Here is a 20,655-nt window from a genome sequence, read left to right as displayed (position 1 = left end):
GTGTCGTCGCCAGGGAAATCGTACTGAGACAGAAGTTCACGAACTTCCATTTCAACCAGTTCCAGCAGCTCTTCATCATCAACCATGTCACATTTGTTCAGGAATACGATGATGTAAGGAACGCCAACCTGACGACCTAACAGGATGTGCTCACGGGTCTGTGGCATAGGGCCATCAGTTGCAGCAACAACCAGGATAGCGCCGTCCATCTGTGCAGCACCGGTGATCATGTTTTTAACGTAGTCGGCGTGCCCCGGGCAGTCAACGTGCGCGTAGTGGCGGGTCGGAGTATCGTACTCTACGTGAGAAGTAGAGATGGTGATACCACGTGCTTTTTCTTCAGGCGCGTTATCGATCTGGTCGAATGCACGAGCGTTACCGCCGTAAGTTTTAGCCAGAACGGTGGTGATTGCAGCAGTCAGGGTAGTTTTACCGTGGTCAACGTGGCCGATAGTACCAACGTTAACGTGCGGTTTCGTACGTTCAAATTTTTCTTTAGACACGACTCTATTCCTTATGAAGTCCCTTCTTCACTGTGAGAAGGGACTGAAATTAACGAGTTAAACCGGTAAATTACCGATTATTTTGCATTACGAGCTTCAATAACAGCCTGAGCTACGTTGTTTGGCGCTTCATTATACTTCAGGAATTCCATGGAGTAAGAAGCACGGCCCTGGGTCTGTGAACGCAGGTCAGTTGCATAACCAAACATTTCAGACAGTGGCACTTGCGCACGGACGATTTTACCGGTAGGCATGTCATCCATACCTTCGATCATACCGCGACGACGGTTCAGGTCACCAATGACGTCACCCATGTAGTCTTCCGGTGTTTCCACCTCAACTTTCATGATTGGTTCCAGCAGAACGGGTTTCGCTTTTTTGAAGCCGTCTTTAAACGCCAGAGATGCTGCCAGTTTAAACGCCAGTTCGGAGGAGTCAACATCATGGTATGAACCGAAGTGCAGACGAACACCCATGTTAACAACAGGGTAGCCTGCTAACGGACCAGATTTCAGCTGCTCCTGGATACCTTTGTCAACCGCAGGGATGTATTCACCAGGAATCACACCACCTTTGATTTCGTTGACAAATTCGTATTCCATGTTGACGCCATCTGCGTCTTTCTTGTTCAGCGGATACATGTCGATAACAACATGACCGTACTGACCACGACCACCGGACTGTTTAGCGTGTTTACCTTCGATATCAGCCACTTTCATGGTGATAGCTTCGCGGTAAGCAACCTGTGGTTTACCCACGTTCGCTTCAACTTTGAACTCACGACGCATACGGTCGACCAGAACGTCCAGGTGTAATTCACCCATACCGGCGATGATAGTCTGGTTAGTCTCTTCATCACTTGATACGCGGAATGATGGATCTTCCTGTGCCAGACGGCCCAGTGCGATACCCATTTTTTCCTGGTCAGCTTTGGTTTTCGGCTCGATTGCAACAGAGATTACCGGCTCAGGGAATTCCATACGCTCCAGAATGATTGGTGCTTCAATCGCACACAGAGTATCACCTGTAGTGACGTCTTTCAGGCCGATAGCAGCCGCGATGTCACCAGCGCGAACTTCTTTAATCTCTTCACGTTTGTTAGCGTGCATCTGAACGATACGACCGAAACGCTCTTTCTTGGATTTAACCGGGTTCAGTACGGTATCACCGGAGTTAACAACACCAGAGTATACGCGGAAGAACGTCAGGTTACCCACAAACGGGTCGGTTGCAATTTTAAATGCCAGAGATGCAAACGGCTCTTCGTCAGAAGATTTACGCTCAGCCGGAGTATCTTTACCGTCGTCCAGAATACCTTTAATAGCAGGAACTTCTGTCGGAGATGGCAGGTACTCAACAACCGCATCCAGCATCGCCTGAACACCTTTGTTCTTAAATGCAGAACCACAGGTTACCAGGATAATTTCATTCGCCAGTACGCGCTGACGTAATGCTGTTTTAATTTCAGCTTCAGTCAGTTCTTCACCGCCGAGATATTTTTCCATCAGCTCTTCAGAGGCTTCAGCTGCGGCTTCAACCAGATTCTGGTGCCATTCGTCAGCTAATTCCTGCATGTCCGCCGGGATATCTTCGTAGACGAAGGTAACGCCCTGGTCTTCTTCACTCCACTGAATCGCTTTCATTTTGACCAGGTCAACAACACCGGTGAATGACTCTTCAGCGCCGATAGCTAACTGAAGAGGAACCGGAGTTGCAGCCAGACGGGTTTTAATCTGGTCAACAACTTTCAGGAAGTTTGCACCCATACGGTCCATTTTGTTAACGAACGCGATACGAGGTACATGATATTTGTTTGCCTGGCGCCATACGGTTTCAGACTGTGGCTGAACACCACCAACGGCACAGTAAACCATGACAGCACCATCAAGAACACGCATGGAACGTTCTACTTCGATTGTGAAGTCAACGTGCCCCGGGGTGTCGATGATGTTGATGCGGTGTGGTTCAAATTGTTTACCCATACCGGACCAGAACGCAGTGGTTGCTGCGGAGGTGATAGTAATACCACGCTCTTGTTCCTGCTCCATCCAGTCCATCGTTGCTGAACCTTCGTGGGTCTCACCAATTTTATGGTTCACACCTGTATAGAACAGAATACGTTCTGTTGTGGTGGTTTTACCGGCGTCGATATGTGCACTGATACCGATATTACGGTAACGTGAAATGGGTGTTTGACGAGCCATTTTTTCCTCTCTCTTGGACGTTCGTTTAATTTGGTCGGGCAGCCTTACGGCTACCCTATACACAATTCACTACGGTTTGATTACCAACGGTAGTGTGCGAACGCCTTGTTAGCTTCTGCCATACGGTGAACGTCTTCACGTTTCTTAACGGCAGTGCCTTTGTTTTCAGCTGCATCGGATAATTCATTTGCCAGGCGCAGAGCCATGGACTTATCACCGCGTTTACGGGCAGCTTCAACGATCCAGCGCATTGCTAATGCATTGCGGCGGACCGGACGAACTTCAACCGGCACCTGGTAAGTAGAACCACCAACGCGGCGGGACTTAACTTCGACAGTCGGGCGCACGTTATCCAGTGCGATTTCGAATGCTTCCAGGTGATCTTTACCTGAACGCTGAGCCAGGGTCTCAAGCGCGGTATATACGATTGATTCTGCGGTAGATTTTTTACCGTCTACCATCAGGATATTAACAAATTTGGCCAGCAGCTCTGATCCGAACTTAGGATCTGGCAGAATTTTACGTTGACCAATTACACGACGACGTGGCATGGAAATACTCCGTTGTTAATTCAGGGTTGTCCAAAACTCAATGAGTTTATTTGACATTAATGCGATAAATGTTTGGCCTTACTTAACGGAGAACCATTAAGCTTTTGGCTTCTTCACACCGTACTTAGAACGAGCTTGTTTACGGTCTTTAACACCGGAACAGTCCAGTGCGCCGCGAACAGTGTGGTAGCGAACACCCGGTAAGTCTTTAACACGACCACCGCGGATCAGGATCACGCTGTGTTCCTGCAGGTTATGACCTTCACCACCGATGTATGAAGAAACTTCAAAACCGTTGGTTAAACGTACACGGCATACTTTACGCAGTGCTGAGTTAGGTTTTTTAGGTGTGGTGGTATATACACGGGTACATACGCCACGTTTTTGCGGGCAGGCTTCCAGTGCAGGAACGTTGCTTTTCACAACTTTCGAGCTACGGGATTTGCGAACCAGCTGATTAATCGTTGCCATTATAAAAAAAGCTCCTGGTTTTTTGCTTCGTAAACACGGATTTGTGCCTCGTATCTGTCAAAGACAAAACACGAGGACGCGAAATTTTATTGCTGACGCAACAGGGTGTCAAGAAATATACAATGATATTTGCTATTCCCACGCAAAATGTTGCGTGTGTGTGACCGTGAGCGCCACAAAACCAGTATAGTCTGTGATTCTCACTTTGCCCGAAAGGAACGGTAATAAACCGCGTGCTTCGGCATCCTCCCGCAACACACAGGGAATATGACCCGACTGAATAAGCGCCTGCAACAACGGGTTACCTTCCGTTGCTGCGATTACGCCATCTTCGGTAAAAAGGATGTCATCCTCAGGGGATAACAGATTCAGTAATGATTGGATATCAGTACGAAATGGCGATTGGCTGACAGTATATAGCATCTTGCTCACCGTAAGTAGATCAAAATGACACCACGGCGTCAAATGCCGCCAGTTTCCGGGCCAGTTCCGCCGCACTCAGGCAGGTGACCGGCAGGATATACGGCGTCTCCGGGGATAACCCGCGCGCAGCCATATCCTCCGCACAGCAGTAGCACTCTTCAATATCGTACAGCGGCAGGACTTTGAAGGTGGCGATATAATCACGGGCGAGAATTTTGGCCGGCGTCTGCTCCGGTAATAACTGCAGCACCCCGTCAGACACAAAAAAGGCCGCAACCTCTTCTGTATAATTACTGGTTGCCAGCAGTGCATCCAGCCCTTCCCGGCCGCTGCTGCTGCCGTGAGGTGCACTTCTGAAAACAAATGCGATACGTTTCACCGGATCTCCCTAAAACTGGATGACACGATCACAGGTCATCATGGCTTCCGCCAGCGTGCCCAGGCCGCTGAGGGAAAAGCCGTCCGCCAGGTTGGCCGCCGCCAGTTTCAGCGATTCTGCCTGCGCGGCATCGGCGACACCGCGGCGCAGTGCCGCAGCCACACAGACTGCCAGCTGAATACCGTTATCGCGGGCAAGCTGCTGCCACTGACGCACCATGTCGGTTTCGTCCCCGGCCGGTGATGTCAGCACATTGGCGTTGCTGACCCCTTCGCGGTAAAAAAACACACACTGAATCCGGTGTCCGGCTGCAATCACATGCTGTGCAAACAGCAACGCGCTGCCGGCACGCTGTGTGCCGTAAGCCGGGCCGGTAACCAGCAGGCAGTAAGATAACGGTGTCATTGCTCCGTGCTGCCTTACTCGCCGTTTTTAAACTGGCGGATGTAGAGATAGACCGTGTGTTTAGAGATATTCAGACGCACCGCCACAAGGTTGATGGCATCTTTGATATCAAATATCCCTTTCTCATACAGGTTCAGTACCACCTGTTTGTTCTTCGCGTTGTTTGCCACGTTGCGGTCGGCATTGACTTCTTCAATCGTCTGTTCCAGCGTCTGTGCCACCAGGTCCTCAACGGAAGAGGCAAAGTTCACATTGGAGGTTTCTTCCGCCAGCTCTTTCGGGATAAACGTCTGAACGACCTGGGAGAACGGCACATCCAGGTTCATGTTAATACACAGCAGCCCGATAATACGCCGTGATTTATTGCGGATAGCAATCGTCAGCGATTTCATCAGTGCCCCGGTTTTCGCCCGCGTGAAATAGGCTTTCGAGGTGCTGCAGTCTTCATCGGTAATGTCGTGCAGCATACGCAGCGCGAGGTCAGTGATCGGCGAACCGATTTTACGGCCGGTATGGTGACCGTTTGCGATCTTCACCGCTGAGCGCTTCAGGTCTTCCAGTGAGTGGAGAACGATTTCACAGTGCTCACCGATGAGCAGCGCCAGGCCATCAACAGCCGCCTCATAGGATTTCAGGATCTCATAATCCGTTTCAGTAAACGGATGATTTACAATGTAATCCGAATCATTGTCATTAAATAATACTGGGTTAGACATTTAATACACCACTCTTTGTAACGTGTGAACGTCGTTGGTTTTACTCATCTGTAATCTTTCACTGCAGGAGGAGGATTACCCTGTCATCATCTGTCAATTATATACCCGGATTTCCCGGGTGCAGGAAAGCAGCAAATGACGGGCTTCCGGTTCTGTGCAGGTACCCGCATGTTAAGTTATAGCGAAAAACAGGCCGTTTTGCGCCTGAGGTGATCAAATTCTGGTAAAAAATACAAAAAAACACGGATGTTTTGCAAATTTTTCATAATCCTGACCGTGGCGGAAACAAAAACCCGCACAACAGGGCGCGGGTTTTGTCAGTTTCCGGTATCAGCAGGGCTTATTTGGCCGCAGGTTTGATATCCAGTAACTCGACATCAAAGACCAGAGTGGAGTTGGCAGGGATCCCCGGAACACCGTCGGTGCCGTAAGCAGCTTCCGGCGGAATGACCAGCTTGGCTTTACCGCCTTTCTTCATCTGCTTCAGACCTTCGGTCCAGCCTTTGATTACGCTGTCCAGACGGATAGTCAGCGGCTCGTTACGGTCGTAAGAGCTGTCAAACTGGGTACCGTCGATTAATGCACCTTTATAGTGAACAACAACGGTGTCAGTCTCTTTCGGAGATGCGCCGTTACCGTCTTTCTCAGATTTGTAGAGCACACCGCTCTTAGTTTTTTCAACGCCTTTTTCTTTGGCGAATGCCGCACGGTATTTGTCACCGGCTGCCTTGTTTTCAGTCGCTTCGCGTGCCATTTTTTCCTGAGCGGCACCTTTCACCTGCTCTTCAAAGCCGCGCAGCGTCTGGTTGATCTCTTCATCACTCAGTTTGCTTTTGTTATTGAATGCATCCTGAACGCCTGCCATCATCTGATCGCGATCCAGATCCAGACCAATGGATTTCTGCTCATTCAGGGCATTTTCCATGTAACGGCCCAGTGACGCACCCAGCGCATAAGCATTCTGCTGACTTGCGGTTTTAAATGCGCTGTTCAGTTTCACTTCTTCTTTTTTCGGCGCGGTATCCGCATAAGCCTGTGACATACCTAATGTCATTGCCAGCGAGGTTGCGACAACAGTCGCTTTAAACAGTGATTTCATCCTTTTCTCCATAAATTTTGCAACAGTTACAGGACGTACCGCACAGCAGATCACGTCAGAGAGTCCTTGCAGCCGTCACCGGGCGACATCATAATGTCACGGTTTTGTGATGCTGAGACAACCTTAGCAAAAAGAGGTTTCATAGTAACCCCCCAATAAAAGATATCCTCTCACACTAAGTGTATTTCACAGGAATATTACATACTTTTACACAGGAATCACCGTCTCAGACAGGAGAAAACGATGGACCTTTTGGAACTTGAACAACGCCTCGAACAACTGGAAAGCAAAACCGCCTTTCAGGACCTGACCATTGAGGAACTCAATCAGGTGGTAACACAGCAGCAGATGGATATCACCCGGCTGAATGAAAGGCTCCGCCTGCTGACCGAGCGCCTGAAAGCCACTCCGGGCTCAAATGTGGCACCGTTGTCTGAAGAAGTGCCGCCACCGCACTACTGATAAACAGCGGACATAAAAAAAGCGCATCCGTCAGGTATGCGCTTTTTTTGTCCGGTTCAGACGCGGGTTATCAGTGACAACCGCAGCCGCCGTTACCGTGGCCTTTACCTTTACCGTGACCGCCACCGCCGCAGCAGCCGCCTTCACCATGTTCGTGACCATGGTCGTGATCGTGACCATGACCGCCGCCGCAGCAACCGCCTTCTTCGCCGTGGTCGTGACCACCGCAGCAGCCGCCTTCTTCTCCGTGAACGTGACCATGCTCCAGCTCTTCTGCTGTTGCTTCACGCACACCGATAACTTCGACGTGGAATTTCAGGTTCTGACCAGCCAGCATATGGTTGCCGTCAACGATCACTTCGTCACCTTCGATACCGGTGATTTCAACCGGTACAGGGCCCATATCGGTGTCTGCCAGGAAACGCATACCGACTTCCAGCTCATCAACACCGACGAAAACGTCTTTCGGTACGCGCTGAACCAGGTTTTCGTCATACTGACCGTAGGCGTCGTTTGCGCCGACATCAACGTCGAACACATCACCGGCAACACGGCCGTCCAGTGCACTTTCCAGCCCGCTGATCAGCGCGCCGCGACCGTGCAGATAGTCTAACGGAGCACTTGCCGGAGACTCATCAACTAATACACCGTCTTCTGTTCTTACCTGATAAGCCAGGCTCACTACCAGGTCTTTTGCTACTTTCATGGTATCTCCTACACATCCGCGGGGGATAAGATTTTAATTAACGCGCCGATTGTAACGGAATTTACAGCCACTGTATCTGTTTTGGGACAAATTCCCCCAAATTCTCTGTGAAAAGCAGCAGCCTGTTATTCCCCCGGTCTGAAGATACCAATCACCTGTTCATCTTTGCGCACATGCTGCTCCGCATGCGCATCCGCCCGGCGCTCAAGATGACCGCACTGCACACACTGCACCACGTCCACATTATCCTCACGCCACATGGCGAGGGTGTCCTGTGCCTGACACTCAGGGCATACCGCGCCTGCAATAAACCGTTTCCGGTTGCTCATTTTTCAGCTCCTGTCTCTGTCCGTCCGCTGCCCGGTGAATCTTCCGTCAGGTTCCAGCTGTCCGGCTGATGTTTTTCCCGTTTCATTTCATTATCAAACAGATTTTCCAGCTCACGCCGCGCTTCTTTCACCCGGGAGATATGCGAGATCTCCTCTTCCGCCTGCGGGATAAGCTCACGCAGCAGCTGCATATCCAGCCTGCGGAATAATTGCTGCGCCCGGTGCGCTTCTGCCGGATGCGTACCCAGCCCGATCAGGGTTTTACGCGCCAGTTCCAGTGCCGACGAGAAGGTTTCGCGGCTGAACTGTGTTACCCCGTGCGTAAGCAGCTCGTGTGCCTCCACCCGTCCCCGGGCGCGGGCAATAATCTGCAGGTGCGGGAAGTGCTCCTGACACAACTGCACGATTGTCATGGTATCTTCCGGCTTATCACAGGTAATGACAATCACCTTTGCCGTCTCTGCCCCGGCAGAGCGCAACAATGCGAGTCCGGTCGCATCCCCGTAATAAACCTTATAGCCGTAACGGCGCATGGCACTGACCGCGCTGACATCTTTTTCCAGTACCGTCGGATGAATTTTGTTCGCCATCAGCAGACGGCCGATGACCTGCCCCATCCGTCCGAAACCGACCAGAATGACATGCGGGTGGTTATCCTCCACAAACGGGGTTTCACCTGTTCCCGGTTCGGCATTATTGTAACGGCGCGCCAGAATCATATCGATGCCCTGCATCAGCAGCGGCGTGGTCATCATGGAAAGGGTGACCACCACCAGCAGCAGCGCCATCTGATGATCCGTAATCACACGGCTGGCCAGCGCTGCCGAGAACAGCACGAACGCAAATTCCCCGCCCTGACTGAGCACCCCGGCAAACTGCAAGCGCCCGCTGCGGCGGCAGGCCAGATATGCCAGCAGATACAGCACCGTCATTTTGACACTCACCAGCACAATCACACCCAGCAGAATTTGCGGCAGATACTGCCACAGCACACCGATATTCAGCGACATACCGACAGAAATGAAGAACATCCCCAGCAGCAGCCCTTTAAACGGCTCAATGGTGATCTCCAGCTCATGGCGGTATTCCGTATCCGCCAGCATGACACCCGCGATAAATGTCCCGAGCGCCATAGAAAACCCGAGCTGCTCCATAAACACCGCTGAGCCGATCACCACCAGCAGCGAGGCGGCAGTAAAGACTTCACTGACCCCGGATTTCACCACCAACCGGAACAGCGGCCGCAGCAGGTAGCGCCCGCCGATCAGCAGTCCGGCGAAGGCCAGAATTTTGATACCGATACGATACCAGTCACTGCCCGCCGTTTCCCCGCCCAGCAGAGGGATCACAGCAAGAATCGGGATCACTGCCATATCCTGGAACAACAGCACAGAGAATCCCATCTGACCACTGTCGTTGTTGGTCATGCCCTTTTCATCCATCAGCTGTAACGCCATCGCCGTGGAAGACATCGCCATTCCCAGCCCGCCGACCACCGCCGCCTGCCAGGAAAAATCCGTCAGCCAGAGCAGCACCCCGAGGATCAGGGCGGAGAACACCACCTGCGCGGTACCGGTGCCGAAAATAGATCGCCGCAGTTTCCACAGTTCACGCGGATTCAGCTCCAGCCCGATCAGAAACATCAGGAACACCACACCAAGCTCGGAGAAGTGCAGCAATTCATTGACGTTTTTGATAAACCCCAGCCCCCACGGGCCGATAGCAATTCCCGCCAGCAAATACCCCAGTACCGCACCGATACGCAGCCGCTGCGCCACCGGCACCATCACCACGGCTGCCGCGAGAAACACAATACCTGCATGCAGCAGGTTGCCGTCAGCTGGCTCCATTTTTACGCCCTCCGGTCAGTTGCGGTGCCCGCAGCCAGTCACAATACGCCTGCGCCTGTTCATGCAGCATCGCTTTTCCCTGACGGCGCGCGGCATAGAGAATCACCGGTGCCAGCCAGTGCATTTCACACAGCGCCGCCGTCAGCTCAAACGGTCTCAGCAATTCACTGAGCGGAAAACGGTTATAGCCGCCGTGCTGGTAGGCCTCCGCCGGTTCCCCGGTGGTGATCACCTGACGCCAGTATTTACCGGACAGCTGTCTGCCGCCCTGCTCACCGGAGAAATCACGGGTCAGTACACGGTCAAACCACTCTTTCAGCAGCGCGGGGCAGCTGTAAGTGTACAGCGGGTGCTGAAACACAATGATGTCATGCTGCCGCAGCAGTTCCTGCTCATGGCGGATATCGATAAAAAAGTCCGGATAAGTGCCGTACAGGTCGTGCACCGTCACATGTCCGAGTTCCGACGCCGCAGAGATAAGCGCCTTGTTGGCGATGGAGTGATGCGGTTCCGGATGGACGTAAATCAGTAATATGGTCGGATTATTTATCATCACTTCCTCTTAAAAACGTGAGAATCTTTGTGATTTTCGCTACTATGCCCGCTGCAACGATACTCCTCGCCTGCTGACGGGTGATTTGCTGCTGACAACGCACGAATTACATTAATTTTACTCTCAATTACTTACCCTATCGATATTTATGATTGTTTTCTCTTCACTTCAGGTTCGCCGCGGCGTCCGTGTTCTGCTCGACAACGCAACGGCCACCATCAATCCGGGCCAGAAAGTCGGACTGGTGGGAAAAAACGGCTGCGGTAAATCCACGCTGCTGGCACTGCTCAAAGGCGAATTACAGGCCGAAGCAGGCAGTGTGTCATTTCCGGGAAACTGGTCCATGGCCTGGGTTAACCAGGAAACCCCGGCACTGGATGAACCGGCGATCGAGTATGTCATTGACGGTGACCGCGAATTCCGTGAGCTTGAGGCAAAATTACAGCAGGCGAATGAACAGAATGACGGTCATGCCATTGCCGTGATCCACGGTCAGCTCGATACCCTCGATGCCTGGACCATCCGTTCCCGCGCCGCCACACTGCTGCACGGGCTGGGATTCTCACAGGAACAGCTGGACACGCCGGTACGGGCCTTTTCCGGGGGCTGGCGGATGCGCCTGAACCTGGCACAGGCACTGATTTGCCGCTCTGATCTGCTGCTGCTCGATGAACCGACCAACCACCTGGATCTCGATGCGGTGATCTGGCTGGAAAAATGGCTGAAGAGCTATCCCGGCACCCTGATTCTGATCTCCCATGACCGCGATTTCCTCGATCCGATCATTGATAAAGTCCTGCACATTGAACAAAACGGCCTGTTTGAATACACCGGTAACTACTCCTCCTTTGAGGTGCAGCGTGCCGAGAAAATGGCTCAGCAGCAGGCACAATATGAAAGTCAGCAGTTACGCCGCGCACATCTGCAGAAATATGTCGATCGTTTCCGCGCCCAGGCGACCAAAGCCAAACAGGCGCAGAGCCGTCTGAAAATGCTGGAGCGCATGGAGCTGATTGCCCCGGCACTGGCGGATAACCCGTTCCGTTTCAGTTTCCGCCCGCCTGAAGCACTGCCGAACCCACTGCTGAAAATGGAAAAAGTCAGCGCCGGGTACGGTGAGAAAGTGGTGCTGGATAATATCAAACTGAACCTGGTGCCCGGCTCGCGTATCGGCCTGCTCGGTCGTAACGGTGCGGGTAAATCCACCCTGATTAAAATGCTTGCCGGTGAACTGGAGCCGTTACAGGGCAAAATTGGTCTCGCCAAAGGTATCAAACTGGGTTACTTCGCCCAGCATCAGCTGGAATTTTTACGGGCGGATGAATCCCCGTTACAGCATATGGTGCGCCTGGCGCCGGATCAGACCGAACAACAGCTGCGCGATTACCTCGGCGGTTATGGTTTCAAAGGTGATCAGGTGACCGATAACACCGGTCGTTTCTCCGGCGGGGAAAAAGCGCGTCTGGTACTGGCGATGATTATCTGGCAGCGCCCGAACCTGCTGCTGCTCGATGAACCGACCAACCACCTGGATCTGGATATGCGCCAGGCACTGACTGAAGCGCTGATCGAATTCGAGGGCGCGATCGTCGTGGTTTCCCACGATCGTCACCTGCTGCGATCCACCACCGATGATCTGTATCTGGTGCATGATGGTCAGGTCGAACCGTTTGACGGCGATCTGGATGATTATCAGCGCTGGCTGGCAGACAGCCAGAAACAGATGCGCCAGAGTGCGGAACCGGCGGCGGAAAACGGTGAGGAAAAAAATACCGTCACCGCGCAGGATCGCAAAGAGCAGAAACGCCGTGAGGCAGAATTCCGCCAGCAGACTCAGCCGCTGCGCAAAGAATCGGAGAAACTGGAAAAAACCATGAGCCGGTTATCGGACGCTATTGCCGTGATTGAGGAAAAACTCGGTGACAGCGGCCTGTACGATCAGTCCCGCAAAGCCGAACTGAACACCTGCCTTCAGGAACAGGCGCAGTTCAAAGCGGAGCTGGAAGAGGCGGAAATGGCCTGGATGGAGATTCAGGAAAACCTCGAAGCCATGACACAGGCATTTGAAAATCAGTAAGTGATAAAGAGCGGCAATTGCCGCTCTCTTTTCTTATCAGCCGTCCAGGCTGTTAATCATGGTGCGGGCATTGATCACCAGCTGCCGCGCCTGCTCTTCCCGCCGCTGTAACAGCGCCATAAACAGCAAATCCGTTACCGTATTCTGTGCCGTCCGCGAGGAAATGGACGAACTGCGCCACTCATTTTCTTCCGCAACCGTTTCCAGCACATAATCCGCCATTCTTGCCAGCGGTGACTGACGGTTCCCGGTAATCGCAATCAGCGTGGCATTCTGTTTTTTCGCCGTGGCGGCGGTGACCAGCATATCCTTGCGTTTGCCGCTGAATGACAATACCACCAGCACATCCTTTTCGGTCAGCGTCTGGGAAAAAGCGATCTGGATATGGTGGTCGGCTTCTGCCAGTGTCATCAGCCCGATTTTCTGGAGCTTATAGGCCAGGTCTTTCGCCGTCAGCCCGGAGCCGCCGATGCCGGCAACCTGAATACAACGGGCATGATCCAGACAGGCAACAATCTCTGCCATCTGTTCAAAATCGAGCCGCCGGGTGGTTTCCGTAATGGAATGCTGCTTTTCCTGTGCCAGTTTCTGTGCGATCACCAACAGCGGATCATGTGCTTCAATCCGGTTATGCAGCGCTTGCTGCTGATTAGCTGCCAGCACCCGGTTGCGGCCAATCTCTTCGCTGATAGCGACTTTCAGTGCCGGAAATCCCTTAAATCCCAGTTTCTGACTAAACTTCACTATAGCGGACTGACTCACACCCACCCGCTCCGCCAGTACCTGAGAAGAAAGTGTGACGGTTTCTTCCGGCTGCGCCAGAATGAAATCGGCAATATGCTGCTGATTGGTCGCCAGCTCTGCTTTTACCCAGCTGATTTTTGTCAGGATCGCCATGTGTGTCTGTTTTCCTTCTGCAGAGAATAAAAAAGGAATAAATTATTTTAACAAAAACGACGAATTATTCCTGATAAATAACGTATCTTATTAATAAAAAATATATTTATATTCAACCAAATATAAAAAATAAAATGATGGGGGAAATGAAACTATTCCTGCTATAGCATCATAGTTGAATAGATTGCTCTGTGATAATTCTCACACAAAAAGAATATTTAATTCTTTAGCATGCGATTATATCTTATACAAAGGATCACGCATGAAGATTGACTTAACCTCTATGATTACCGAGAGCCGCAACCCGGCCAGCGCGGATATCGACAGCCTGCCGACATTAGATATGCTGCGGGTGATTAACCGCGAAGACCAGACCGTAGCCCTTGCCGTGGAAAAAACCCTGCCGCAGGTGGCACAGGTGGTGGATGCGGTGGCACAGGCATTCCGTCTGGACGGACGCCTGATTTATATGGGCGCGGGGACTTCCGGTCGCCTCGGGATACTGGATGCCAGTGAATGCCCGCCGACCTTCGGCACCCCGGCAGAGCAGGTGGTCGGTCTGATTGCCGGTGGTCACAAAGCTATTCTGAAAGCTGTTGAAAATGCGGAAGATAACCGCGAACTGGCGGTGAGTGATCTGAAAGCGCTGAATTTCAGTAAGAACGATGTCCTGGTCGGGATCGCCGCCAGCGGTCGTACCCCTTATGTGCTGGGTGGCATGGAATACGGGCTGTCGCTCGGCGCAACAGTTGCCGCCATCAGCTGTAACCCGGACAGTGAAATGAGCCGCCTCGCCGGTATCGCCATCACACCGGTGGTCGGCCCGGAAGTCATTACCGGTTCCTCCCGTATGAAAGCCGGCACCGCCCAGAAACTGATACTCAATATGATCACCACCGGTGCCATGATCCGCTCCGGGAAAGTGTACGGCAACCTGATGGCAGATGTGGAAGCAACCAACGCCAAACTGGTTGAGCGGCAGAAACGTATTGTGATGGCCGCAACGGAATGTGACAGAGCGACCGCAGAACAGGCCCTTACCGCCTGTGGCGGACACTGCAAAACCGCCATCGTGATGATCCTGGCACAGCTGAGTGCCGGTGACGCCAAAGCCCTGCTGGCACAGCATCAGGGGTTTATCCGTGACGCGCTGACCGGCGCGGCGCACTCCTAACACAAGGTAATCACCATGGCCAAAATCAGTCAGTCAACCATCATACAAATTCTGGATGCCATCGGCGGTCCGGGTAACGTGGCACAGAGCGGCAACTGTATGACCCGCCTGCGTCTGACACTGAACAATACACAGCTGGCGGATAAAATTGCCATCAAAAAAATTGAGGGCGTGCTGGGTGTGATTGAGAGTGATGAGCAGTTCCAGATTGTGCTGGGGCCGGGCAAAGCACAAACCGCCGCAGAACTGATGCAGAAACATCTCGATGACTATGTTCCCGGCAGTGAACCGGACAGCCGCAGTCTGAAAGAAATTGCCGCCGATCAAAAACAGCATCTGAAAGAGAAACAAACGAACCCGGTACAGCGTTTTCTCGCCAAATTTGCCACGATTTTTACCCCGCTTATTCCGGGTTTTATCGGCGTGGGTCTGCTGCTCGGCTTTGCCACACTGTTTGAATCGCTCTGGGTCACCGGAAATCCGACCCCGAACAGTACGCTGGTCGAAGTGCTGAGCTACATGAAGGTCTTCGGCAAAGGGCTGTTTACCTTTATGGGGATACTGATCGGCTATAACGCACAAAAAGCCTTCGGCGGTTCCGGCGTCAATGGCGCAATTATCGCGGCGCTGTTTATCCTCGGTTATGATCCGCAGGCGACCAAAGGTTTCTACTCCGGTATGGAAACGTTCTTTGGTCACGGTATTGACCCGCGCGGTAACATTATCGGTATTCTGATCGCCACCATCACCGGCGCATGGGTGGAACGTCAGGTGCGGCGCTTTATCCCGGCAAACCTGGATATCATTCTGACCTCCGCCATCACCCTGCTGATTATGGGCGCACTGACCTTTATTGTGATTATGCCGATCGGCGTCTGGCTGTTTGACGGCATGTCCTGGCTGTTTATGCACCTCAACGCCAACCCGTTCGGTGCTGCGGTTCTCGCCGGTCTGTTCCTGATTGCAGTGATGTTCGGCATCCATCAGGGCTTTATCCCGGTGTACACCGCGCTGGTCGGCACCCAGGGTTTTAACTCTCTGTTCCCGATCCTCGCCATGGCGGGTGCCGGTCAGGTCGGTGCTGCGCTGGCACTGTACGTCCGCGCGAAAAAAGATTCGGTGCTGCGTAATCAAATCCGCGGGGCGATTATCCCGGGCTTCCTCGGGATTGGCGAGCCGCTGATCTACGGTGTGACCCTGCCGCGCGTGAAGCCGTTTATTACCGCCTGTTGCGGCGGTGCGGCAGGCGGGTTCTTTATCGGACTTGTCGCCTGGTTCGGCTATCCGGTCGGGCTGAACACCGTTTTCGGGCCATCGGGGATTATCGCGATTCCGGTCATGACATCCGACAGCGGTATCTTCATGGGGATGGCGGTCTATACCGGCGGGTTACTCGTCGCCTATCTGACCGGATTCCTGTTTACCCTGCTGTTCGGCAGTAAGAATGTGGATTTAAGCTGATTTAGCTATAGCGATAAAAAAACAGACCGCAATGCGGTCTGTTTTTCATGATTATTCAAACAGGATAAAATCAGCGGGAAATAAGTGCCTGCTCCAGTAACTGAACAATAAACTGATTTTTTGAGACTGAATTCGCTGTTGTTGCAGCATTCAGCCGCGCCTCAAGCCAGCCCGGATAACGCAGCGTAAAGGCCTTTAACTTATCAGTCTCTTTAAAAGGCTCAATGCCTTCTTCAATACAAGATTGTATAAATTCCTCCAGAGACACTGCGCCTTCTTTTTTCAGGCCTTCAATGCTGTCAGATACAAAATCGCAATACCCGTTTACATCCAAAAACTTACCACGGAATGCCTTAATTTCATCCTCATAAGTTACGGATGCAGGGTGACCTTCGATAGTCATGATATTTGTGCTCTTAATCATGTTCCACCCCAATATTATTCTCAAACCACTCTTTCAGACCCGCCACCGCCCCTTTGTCCATCACATTTCCGGGATGAGGCTGATGAGTCAGGTACACAGACCTCATCAAAACAAACCTCCGGCGGGAGCCGTTTCCATTTTTAACTTTACCGCCAAGATTACCGATCAGGCTGCTGACATCATCCCATTTTATTCCTGACTTTGGTGGTGTTGTCAGTATATCTGCCATCGTTTTACGGTGCCTGGCACTCAGCGCTTTGATCTTAATCATTACTTATCCTGCCGGTGTCATTTAATGATATCACTTTATGCAGGAAGAATATGACGTCAACTCATGATATCACATAGAATAGTGAGGCAGATTATTGTGAGCCATTTTTCATTCAGCTTCTGTTTTTGTTCCGCAGGTTATATTATGTCGGCTATTCAAGCCAGATGAGCGGCACACAGGCGGCGGTGAGTAACCCCATCACAATATTGAAGGTGAACCAGGCATTGCGGCTGCGCAGAAAACGGCCGATAAAGGCACCGAATCCGATCCAGATAAACCCGGCAACCAGGTTCACTGAGACCATCACGATACTCATCACCCCGACAGACAGCATATAGGCATCACCGCTCAGGCTGTAACTGCCGACCGCCCCGAGTCCCATCAGCCAGGCCTTGGGGTTGATAAACTGCAGCAGCGCCCCCTGATACCAGGTAACGGCCTTGCTGACCTGCGGTTCATCAATAGGCTGATACGGCGCGGTGGCCAGTTTTTTGGCAAGCCACAGAAGGTAAAGACTGCCGGCAATTTTCATAGCAGTATGCAATTTGGGATAAATCAGTAAAATAGCCGCAACACCAAAGGCGGAAAGGTATAATACTGTCTGCATACCGAGCATAATACCGGCCATCAGCACCAGTGTGCGGCGGAAACCGTACTGCGCACCGGAGGCGGTCAGTAACAGATTATTCGGTCCGGGCGTGACTGCCGCGATAAACATAAAAACAGAAAGCGAGATAAGAAGGTGTGCAGTCATGAGTCATCCGGCAACATGGTCATTTTCTTTACCGGAAATTACCAGCATGTTTTTCATTAAACAAGAGATGTTTTTTCATTACGAATCTAACTATGTCTAGTCATTTTCAACCGATTTCCTGGGCAACAAATCCGCACCTGCAAACGCTGCTGCCCCGGATTTTCCGCCGGAAACCAATGATAAAACCATTCTGGCAGCGCCTGACGCTGCCGGATAATGATTTTATTGATCTTGCATGGAGCGAAGACCCGGATACCGCGCGCCATAAACCACGTCTGGTCATCTTTCACGGGCTGGAAGGCAGTTTCCGCAGCCCGTATGCGCACGGTATTCTGGCTGCGGCTGCCCGTCAGGGCTGGCTTGGCGTTGTCATGCATTTTCGCGGCTGCAGCGGCGAGCCGAACCGATCAAAACGGATTTACCACTCCGGGGAAACCGGTGATGCCCGTTATCTGCTGAAGTGGCTGCAGGATACCTACGGCAAAGTGCCGACCGGTGCGGTCGGTTATTCACTCGGCGGTAATATGCTGGCCTGTTATCTCGCCGAAGAAGGTGAAAATGCGGCGGTGGATGCCGGCATTGTGGTTTCTGCCCCGCTGATGCTGGAACCCTGCTCCTTCAAAATGGAAAAGGGCTTTTCCCGTTTTTATCAGTGGTATCTGCTGAAAGGGCTGAAACGTAATGCCACCCGCAAACTGGTGCGCTACCCGAATTCACTGCCGACAAACCTGCTGCATATCCGTGCGATTAAACGTATCCGCGAATTTGATGACATTATCACCTCACGGATCCACGGTTTCCGTGATGCCTCGGATTACTACCGCCGGTGCAGCGCGCTGCCGAAACTCCCGGCTGTACGTAAGCCGATGCTGATCATCCACGCCAAAGATGATCCCTTTATGGCACAGGAAGTGGTGCCGGATCTGTCACAATTACCCCCGTGTGTGGAATATCAGATGACCGAGCACGGCGGCCATGTCGGTTTTGTGACCGGCAGCTGGCGCCGTCCGCGTTTATGGCTGGAGGAGCGCATTCCGGAATGGCTTGCACCGCATCTGGCCGCAAAGGAGACACCATGATTATTCCCTGGCAGGATATCGCGCCGGAAACACTGGAAAGTATCCTGGAAAGTGTGGTGCTGCGTGAAGGTACTGACTACGGCGAACATGAAAAATCACTCAGTGATAAAGTAGCGGATCTTTACACGCAACTCAAAAACGGCGACATTGTGATTGTCTGGTCGGAATTACACGAAACACTCAACATCATGCCGTCGGCACAATTCCGCGGCTGATTCAGCCGGAGGAAACACCGCATGTCACGGACCCACCCGATTATCGCCGTTACCGGCTCCAGCGGAGCCGGTACCACGACCACCAGTCAGGCATTCCGTAAGATCTTCCAGCAACTGGATGCGGTTCCCGCCATTATTGAAGGTGACAGTTTCCACCGTTACACGCGGCCGGAAATGGATGCCGCCATTCGTAAGGCCCGTGAACAGGGGCGTCATATCAGCTATTTCGGGCCCGAAGCCAACGATTTTGGTCTGCTCGAAAGCACATTCCGCCAGTACAGCGAAAACGGCAGCGGCGAGCGCCGCAAATACCTGCATACCTATGATGAAGCCGTGCCCTATAACCAGCTGCCCGGCACCTTCACCCCGCGTGAGGCACTGCCTGCCGGGACAGACGTACTTTTCTATGAGGGATTGCACGGCGGCGTGGTCACGCCGGAACATAATATTGCCGGTCATGTGGATTTGCTGGTCGGTGTGGTACCGATAGTCAATCTGGAGTGGATACAAAAGCTGGTCCGTGACACGAACGATCGCGGTCATTCACGGGAAGCGGTCATGGATTCGGTCGTGCGTTCGATGGATGATTACATCCGCTATATCACCCCGCAGTTTTCCCGCACCCACATTAATTTCCAGCGGGTGCCGACGGTGGATACCTCCAACCCGTTCTCGGCCAAATCCATTCCGTCACAGGATGAGAGCTTTACCGTGATCCGCTTTCGCGGCCTGAAAAAAATCGATTTCCCCTATTTGTTATCCATGCTTCAGGGCTCCTTTATTTCCGCCTCAAATACCATTGTCGTGCCCGGCGGAAAATTAGGGCTGGCGATGGAATTAATAATGGCGCCGCTGGCAGAGCAATTATTGCAGGGAAAACAAATAAACAAGCGATAAAAAAACCGGGTAATAATGTATTACCCGGTTAGTGTTCAAAAATAAAAATAATATTTCAAAAAATTATTCAATATTTTTTACGTCGAAGCTATGTGTAATTTTAACACTTTCGCCTAACATTAATGAAACAGAGCAATATTTCTCAGCGGATAATTGCACAGCACGTCCGACAACATTTTCAGTCAGGTCACGGCCGGTCACAATAAAATGCAGATTGATATGAGTGAATAAACGCGGCGCGGTTTCACGACGTTCAGCGGTGAGTTTTACATCACAATCAATGACTTGATTACGGCCTTTTTGCAAAATAGAGACAACATCAATGGCGCTGCAGCCGCCGGTTGCCATCAGTACCATCTCCATCGGGTTCGGGGCTTTTTCACCGGCATTACCGTCCATTGTAATCTGGTGTCCTGACGCGGATTCCCCTAAGAAAGTCATGTTCTCAACCCACTTTACACGCGCTTCCATTTTTATACCCTCATCATCAATATAATTCACGACAGACTACCCTTTCATTCACGGGCTGGCAATCTCTCTCATAGTTTATTATGCTGAAGCGAGACAGTGGAAGACAGGACGGTTTTCCTGTGCTAAAAACACGGCAAGGATTTATCTATGGCTAAGATCAATATCTTTCCGTGAGGATTATTATACTATTTTAATAAACTAACTTGCCGGAAATTCAGCAAGTTAATATGATAAGCTAAGACTTTATATAATTGCAGAGCGTAAACAACGGTTTGCAATAACTA

General features: G+C 51.9%; 25 protein-coding genes. 7 read left to right on the top strand and 18 right to left on the bottom strand.

Going from position 1 to position 20,655, the window contains the following annotated elements; genetic code table 11:
• The 9 genes from ACF8OF_RS09350 to fkpA form a co-directional block, all read right to left on the bottom strand.
• Nucleotides 1-503 (bottom strand): GTP-binding protein (locus ACF8OF_RS09350; protein WP_072872526.1); only part of this gene is annotated, 503 nt, incomplete at its 3' end.
• A 77-nt stretch (nucleotides 504-580) separates the two neighbouring features.
• Nucleotides 581-2,707, bottom strand: a complete 2,127-nt coding sequence (gene fusA / locus ACF8OF_RS09345; protein ID WP_262861617.1) for an elongation factor G — start codon at nucleotides 2,705-2,707, stop codon at nucleotides 581-583.
• A gap of 80 nt (nucleotides 2,708-2,787) precedes the next feature.
• Nucleotides 2,788-3,258 (bottom strand): 30S ribosomal protein S7, encoded by a 471-nt coding sequence (gene rpsG, locus ACF8OF_RS09340; protein ID WP_025154802.1) that lies wholly within the window; start codon nucleotides 3,256-3,258, stop codon nucleotides 2,788-2,790.
• A gap of 96 nt (nucleotides 3,259-3,354) precedes the next feature.
• Complete coding sequence (rpsL, locus tag ACF8OF_RS09335; protein WP_004236497.1) at nucleotides 3,355-3,729, bottom strand: 30S ribosomal protein S12; 375 nt, start codon at nucleotides 3,727-3,729, stop codon at nucleotides 3,355-3,357.
• A 132-nt stretch (nucleotides 3,730-3,861) separates the two neighbouring features.
• The gene (gene tusB, locus ACF8OF_RS09330; RefSeq protein WP_025154801.1) at nucleotides 3,862-4,152 is read right to left on the bottom strand and encodes a sulfurtransferase complex subunit TusB; all 291 of its coding nucleotides are present in this window, start codon (nucleotides 4,150-4,152) and stop codon (nucleotides 3,862-3,864) included.
• A 19-nt stretch (nucleotides 4,153-4,171) separates the two neighbouring features.
• Nucleotides 4,172-4,531, bottom strand: a complete 360-nt coding sequence (gene tusC, locus ACF8OF_RS09325) for a sulfurtransferase complex subunit TusC (RefSeq protein WP_025154800.1) — start codon at nucleotides 4,529-4,531, stop codon at nucleotides 4,172-4,174.
• 9 nt (nucleotides 4,532-4,540) lie between these two features.
• Nucleotides 4,541-4,936: a sulfurtransferase complex subunit TusD gene (gene tusD, locus ACF8OF_RS09320; protein ID WP_262861615.1), complete on the bottom strand. Its 396-nt coding sequence runs from the start codon at nucleotides 4,934-4,936 to the stop codon at nucleotides 4,541-4,543.
• Nucleotides 4,937-4,950: 14 nt separating this feature from the next.
• Entirely contained in the window at nucleotides 4,951-5,652 is a 702-nt protein-coding gene (locus ACF8OF_RS09315; RefSeq protein ID WP_025154798.1) for a transcriptional regulator, read from the bottom strand.
• Nucleotides 5,653-5,992: 340 nt separating this feature from the next.
• Nucleotides 5,993-6,751: an FKBP-type peptidyl-prolyl cis-trans isomerase gene (gene fkpA / locus ACF8OF_RS09310; RefSeq protein ID WP_004240721.1), complete on the bottom strand. Its 759-nt coding sequence runs from the start codon at nucleotides 6,749-6,751 to the stop codon at nucleotides 5,993-5,995.
• Between the two features lie 243 nt (nucleotides 6,752-6,994).
• Between fkpA and ACF8OF_RS09305 the strand changes: the two genes are divergently transcribed.
• Nucleotides 6,995-7,213, top strand: a complete 219-nt coding sequence (locus ACF8OF_RS09305) for a SlyX family protein (RefSeq protein WP_004240722.1) — start codon at nucleotides 6,995-6,997, stop codon at nucleotides 7,211-7,213.
• Nucleotides 7,214-7,283: 70 nt separating this feature from the next.
• Here the strand turns inward: ACF8OF_RS09305 and slyD are convergent, their stop codons facing one another.
• The 4 genes from slyD to kefG all read right to left on the bottom strand — a co-directional run bounded on the left by slyD (nucleotide 7,284) and on the right by kefG (nucleotide 10,651).
• On the bottom strand, nucleotides 7,284-7,919 hold the full coding sequence (slyD, locus tag ACF8OF_RS09300) for a peptidylprolyl isomerase (protein WP_262861614.1): 636 nt from the start codon (nucleotides 7,917-7,919) through the stop codon (nucleotides 7,284-7,286).
• A gap of 125 nt (nucleotides 7,920-8,044) precedes the next feature.
• Nucleotides 8,045-8,248, bottom strand: a complete 204-nt coding sequence (locus ACF8OF_RS09295) for a YheV family putative zinc ribbon protein (protein ID WP_025154795.1) — start codon at nucleotides 8,246-8,248, stop codon at nucleotides 8,045-8,047.
• Entirely contained in the window at nucleotides 8,245-10,098 is a 1,854-nt protein-coding gene (gene kefB, locus ACF8OF_RS09290; RefSeq protein WP_392496412.1) for a glutathione-regulated potassium-efflux system protein KefB, read from the bottom strand. The genes ACF8OF_RS09295 and kefB overlap by 4 nt, the downstream gene beginning before the upstream one ends.
• The gene (gene kefG / locus ACF8OF_RS09285) at nucleotides 10,085-10,651 is read right to left on the bottom strand and encodes a glutathione-regulated potassium-efflux system ancillary protein KefG (RefSeq protein ID WP_262861612.1); all 567 of its coding nucleotides are present in this window, start codon (nucleotides 10,649-10,651) and stop codon (nucleotides 10,085-10,087) included. The genes kefB and kefG overlap by 14 nt, the downstream gene beginning before the upstream one ends.
• A 148-nt stretch (nucleotides 10,652-10,799) precedes the next feature.
• Between kefG and ACF8OF_RS09280 the strand changes: the two genes are divergently transcribed.
• A complete protein-coding gene (locus tag ACF8OF_RS09280; RefSeq protein ID WP_004236508.1) occupies nucleotides 10,800-12,728 on the top strand; it encodes an ABC transporter ATP-binding protein in 1,929 nt (642 codons plus the stop codon).
• A gap of 36 nt (nucleotides 12,729-12,764) precedes the next feature.
• Here the strand turns inward: ACF8OF_RS09280 and ACF8OF_RS09275 are convergent, their stop codons facing one another.
• Nucleotides 12,765-13,625: an SIS domain-containing protein gene (locus ACF8OF_RS09275; RefSeq protein WP_392496410.1), complete on the bottom strand. Its 861-nt coding sequence runs from the start codon at nucleotides 13,623-13,625 to the stop codon at nucleotides 12,765-12,767.
• A gap of 262 nt (nucleotides 13,626-13,887) precedes the next feature.
• On the opposite strand from ACF8OF_RS09275, the gene murQ reads away from it, so the two are divergent.
• Together murQ and murP are read left to right on the top strand one after the other, a co-directional pair.
• The gene (gene murQ / locus ACF8OF_RS09270; protein WP_279799453.1) at nucleotides 13,888-14,799 is read left to right on the top strand and encodes an N-acetylmuramic acid 6-phosphate etherase; all 912 of its coding nucleotides are present in this window, start codon (nucleotides 13,888-13,890) and stop codon (nucleotides 14,797-14,799) included.
• Between the two features lie 15 nt (nucleotides 14,800-14,814).
• Nucleotides 14,815-16,260: a PTS N-acetylmuramic acid transporter subunit IIBC gene (murP, locus tag ACF8OF_RS09265; RefSeq protein ID WP_262862836.1), complete on the top strand. Its 1,446-nt coding sequence runs from the start codon at nucleotides 14,815-14,817 to the stop codon at nucleotides 16,258-16,260.
• A gap of 70 nt (nucleotides 16,261-16,330) precedes the next feature.
• Here murP and ACF8OF_RS09260 read toward each other — a convergent pair whose 3' ends face one another.
• From ACF8OF_RS09260 to ACF8OF_RS09250, 3 genes are all read right to left on the bottom strand, one after another.
• Nucleotides 16,331-16,684, bottom strand: a complete 354-nt coding sequence (locus ACF8OF_RS09260; RefSeq protein WP_262883834.1) for a type II toxin-antitoxin system HicB family antitoxin — start codon at nucleotides 16,682-16,684, stop codon at nucleotides 16,331-16,333.
• The gene (locus ACF8OF_RS09255; RefSeq protein ID WP_262883835.1) at nucleotides 16,677-16,955 is read right to left on the bottom strand and encodes a type II toxin-antitoxin system HicA family toxin; all 279 of its coding nucleotides are present in this window, start codon (nucleotides 16,953-16,955) and stop codon (nucleotides 16,677-16,679) included. The genes ACF8OF_RS09260 and ACF8OF_RS09255 overlap by 8 nt, the downstream gene beginning before the upstream one ends.
• 151 nt (nucleotides 16,956-17,106) lie before the next feature.
• On the bottom strand, nucleotides 17,107-17,709 hold the full coding sequence (locus ACF8OF_RS09250; protein WP_025154788.1) for a LysE family translocator: 603 nt from the start codon (nucleotides 17,707-17,709) through the stop codon (nucleotides 17,107-17,109).
• Nucleotides 17,710-17,801: 92 nt separating this feature from the next.
• Here ACF8OF_RS09250 and ACF8OF_RS09245 point away from each other — a divergent pair, with 92 nt between their 5' ends.
• From ACF8OF_RS09245 to ACF8OF_RS09235, 3 genes are read left to right on the top strand one after another with little or no spacing between them, the layout of a single operon-like run.
• Nucleotides 17,802-18,788: a hydrolase gene (locus ACF8OF_RS09245; RefSeq protein ID WP_274371066.1), complete on the top strand. Its 987-nt coding sequence runs from the start codon at nucleotides 17,802-17,804 to the stop codon at nucleotides 18,786-18,788.
• A complete protein-coding gene (locus tag ACF8OF_RS09240; RefSeq protein WP_004236514.1) occupies nucleotides 18,785-19,003 on the top strand; it encodes a YheU family protein in 219 nt (72 codons plus the stop codon). The genes ACF8OF_RS09245 and ACF8OF_RS09240 overlap by 4 nt, the downstream gene beginning before the upstream one ends.
• A gap of 21 nt (nucleotides 19,004-19,024) precedes the next feature.
• Nucleotides 19,025-19,900: a phosphoribulokinase gene (locus tag ACF8OF_RS09235; RefSeq protein ID WP_025154786.1), complete on the top strand. Its 876-nt coding sequence runs from the start codon at nucleotides 19,025-19,027 to the stop codon at nucleotides 19,898-19,900.
• A 63-nt stretch (nucleotides 19,901-19,963) separates the two neighbouring features.
• Here ACF8OF_RS09235 and ACF8OF_RS09230 read toward each other — a convergent pair whose 3' ends face one another.
• A complete protein-coding gene (locus ACF8OF_RS09230; RefSeq protein WP_025154785.1) occupies nucleotides 19,964-20,371 on the bottom strand; it encodes an OsmC family protein in 408 nt (135 codons plus the stop codon).
• Nucleotides 20,372-20,655: the final 284 nt, after the last annotated feature.

The organism is Morganella sp. TYF_1, assembly GCF_043105645.1.
GTDB classification, from domain to species: domain Bacteria; phylum Pseudomonadota; class Gammaproteobacteria; order Enterobacterales; family Enterobacteriaceae; genus Morganella; species Morganella morganii_B.
Note: the sequence above shows the minus strand (reverse complement) of the source record. Positions and strands in the feature narration are given on the sequence as shown.

Bases quoted from the DNA above. Each gene is read 5' to 3' on its own strand.
- kefG (WP_262861612.1), bottom strand. From the start codon at position 10,651: ATGATAAATAATCCGACCATATTACTGATTTACGTCCATCCGGAACCG.
- ACF8OF_RS09250 (WP_025154788.1), bottom strand. From the start codon at position 17,709: ATGACTGCACACCTTCTTATCTCGCTTTCTGTTTTTATGTTTATCGCG.
- slyD (WP_262861614.1), bottom strand. From the start codon at position 7,919: ATGAAAGTAGCAAAAGACCTGGTAGTGAGCCTGGCTTATCAGGTAAGA.
- ACF8OF_RS09255 (WP_262883835.1), bottom strand. From the start codon at position 16,955: ATGATTAAGATCAAAGCGCTGAGTGCCAGGCACCGTAAAACGATGGCA.
- ACF8OF_RS09260 (WP_262883834.1), bottom strand. From the start codon at position 16,684: ATGATTAAGAGCACAAATATCATGACTATCGAAGGTCACCCTGCATCC.
- ACF8OF_RS09235 (WP_025154786.1), top strand. From the start codon at position 19,025: ATGTCACGGACCCACCCGATTATCGCCGTTACCGGCTCCAGCGGAGCC.
- ACF8OF_RS09295 (WP_025154795.1), bottom strand. From the start codon at position 8,248: ATGAGCAACCGGAAACGGTTTATTGCAGGCGCGGTATGCCCTGAGTGT.
- murP (WP_262862836.1), top strand. From the start codon at position 14,815: ATGGCCAAAATCAGTCAGTCAACCATCATACAAATTCTGGATGCCATC.
- kefB (WP_392496412.1), bottom strand. From the start codon at position 10,098: ATGGAGCCAGCTGACGGCAACCTGCTGCATGCAGGTATTGTGTTTCTC.
- fkpA (WP_004240721.1), bottom strand. From the start codon at position 6,751: ATGAAATCACTGTTTAAAGCGACTGTTGTCGCAACCTCGCTGGCAATG.
- tusB (WP_025154801.1), bottom strand. From the start codon at position 4,152: ATGCTATATACTGTCAGCCAATCGCCATTTCGTACTGATATCCAATCA.
- ACF8OF_RS09230 (WP_025154785.1), bottom strand. From the start codon at position 20,371: ATGGAAGCGCGTGTAAAGTGGGTTGAGAACATGACTTTCTTAGGGGAA.
- ACF8OF_RS09280 (WP_004236508.1), top strand. From the start codon at position 10,800: ATGATTGTTTTCTCTTCACTTCAGGTTCGCCGCGGCGTCCGTGTTCTG.
- ACF8OF_RS09245 (WP_274371066.1), top strand. From the start codon at position 17,802: ATGTCTAGTCATTTTCAACCGATTTCCTGGGCAACAAATCCGCACCTG.
- rpsL (WP_004236497.1), bottom strand. From the start codon at position 3,729: ATGGCAACGATTAATCAGCTGGTTCGCAAATCCCGTAGCTCGAAAGTT.
- fusA (WP_262861617.1), bottom strand. From the start codon at position 2,707: ATGGCTCGTCAAACACCCATTTCACGTTACCGTAATATCGGTATCAGT.
- murQ (WP_279799453.1), top strand. From the start codon at position 13,888: ATGAAGATTGACTTAACCTCTATGATTACCGAGAGCCGCAACCCGGCC.
- ACF8OF_RS09275 (WP_392496410.1), bottom strand. From the start codon at position 13,625: ATGGCGATCCTGACAAAAATCAGCTGGGTAAAAGCAGAGCTGGCGACC.
- ACF8OF_RS09240 (WP_004236514.1), top strand. From the start codon at position 18,785: ATGATTATTCCCTGGCAGGATATCGCGCCGGAAACACTGGAAAGTATC.
- tusD (WP_262861615.1), bottom strand. From the start codon at position 4,936: ATGACACCGTTATCTTACTGCCTGCTGGTTACCGGCCCGGCTTACGGC.
- ACF8OF_RS09315 (WP_025154798.1), bottom strand. From the start codon at position 5,652: ATGTCTAACCCAGTATTATTTAATGACAATGATTCGGATTACATTGTA.
- rpsG (WP_025154802.1), bottom strand. From the start codon at position 3,258: ATGCCACGTCGTCGTGTAATTGGTCAACGTAAAATTCTGCCAGATCCT.
- ACF8OF_RS09305 (WP_004240722.1), top strand. From the start codon at position 6,995: ATGGACCTTTTGGAACTTGAACAACGCCTCGAACAACTGGAAAGCAAA.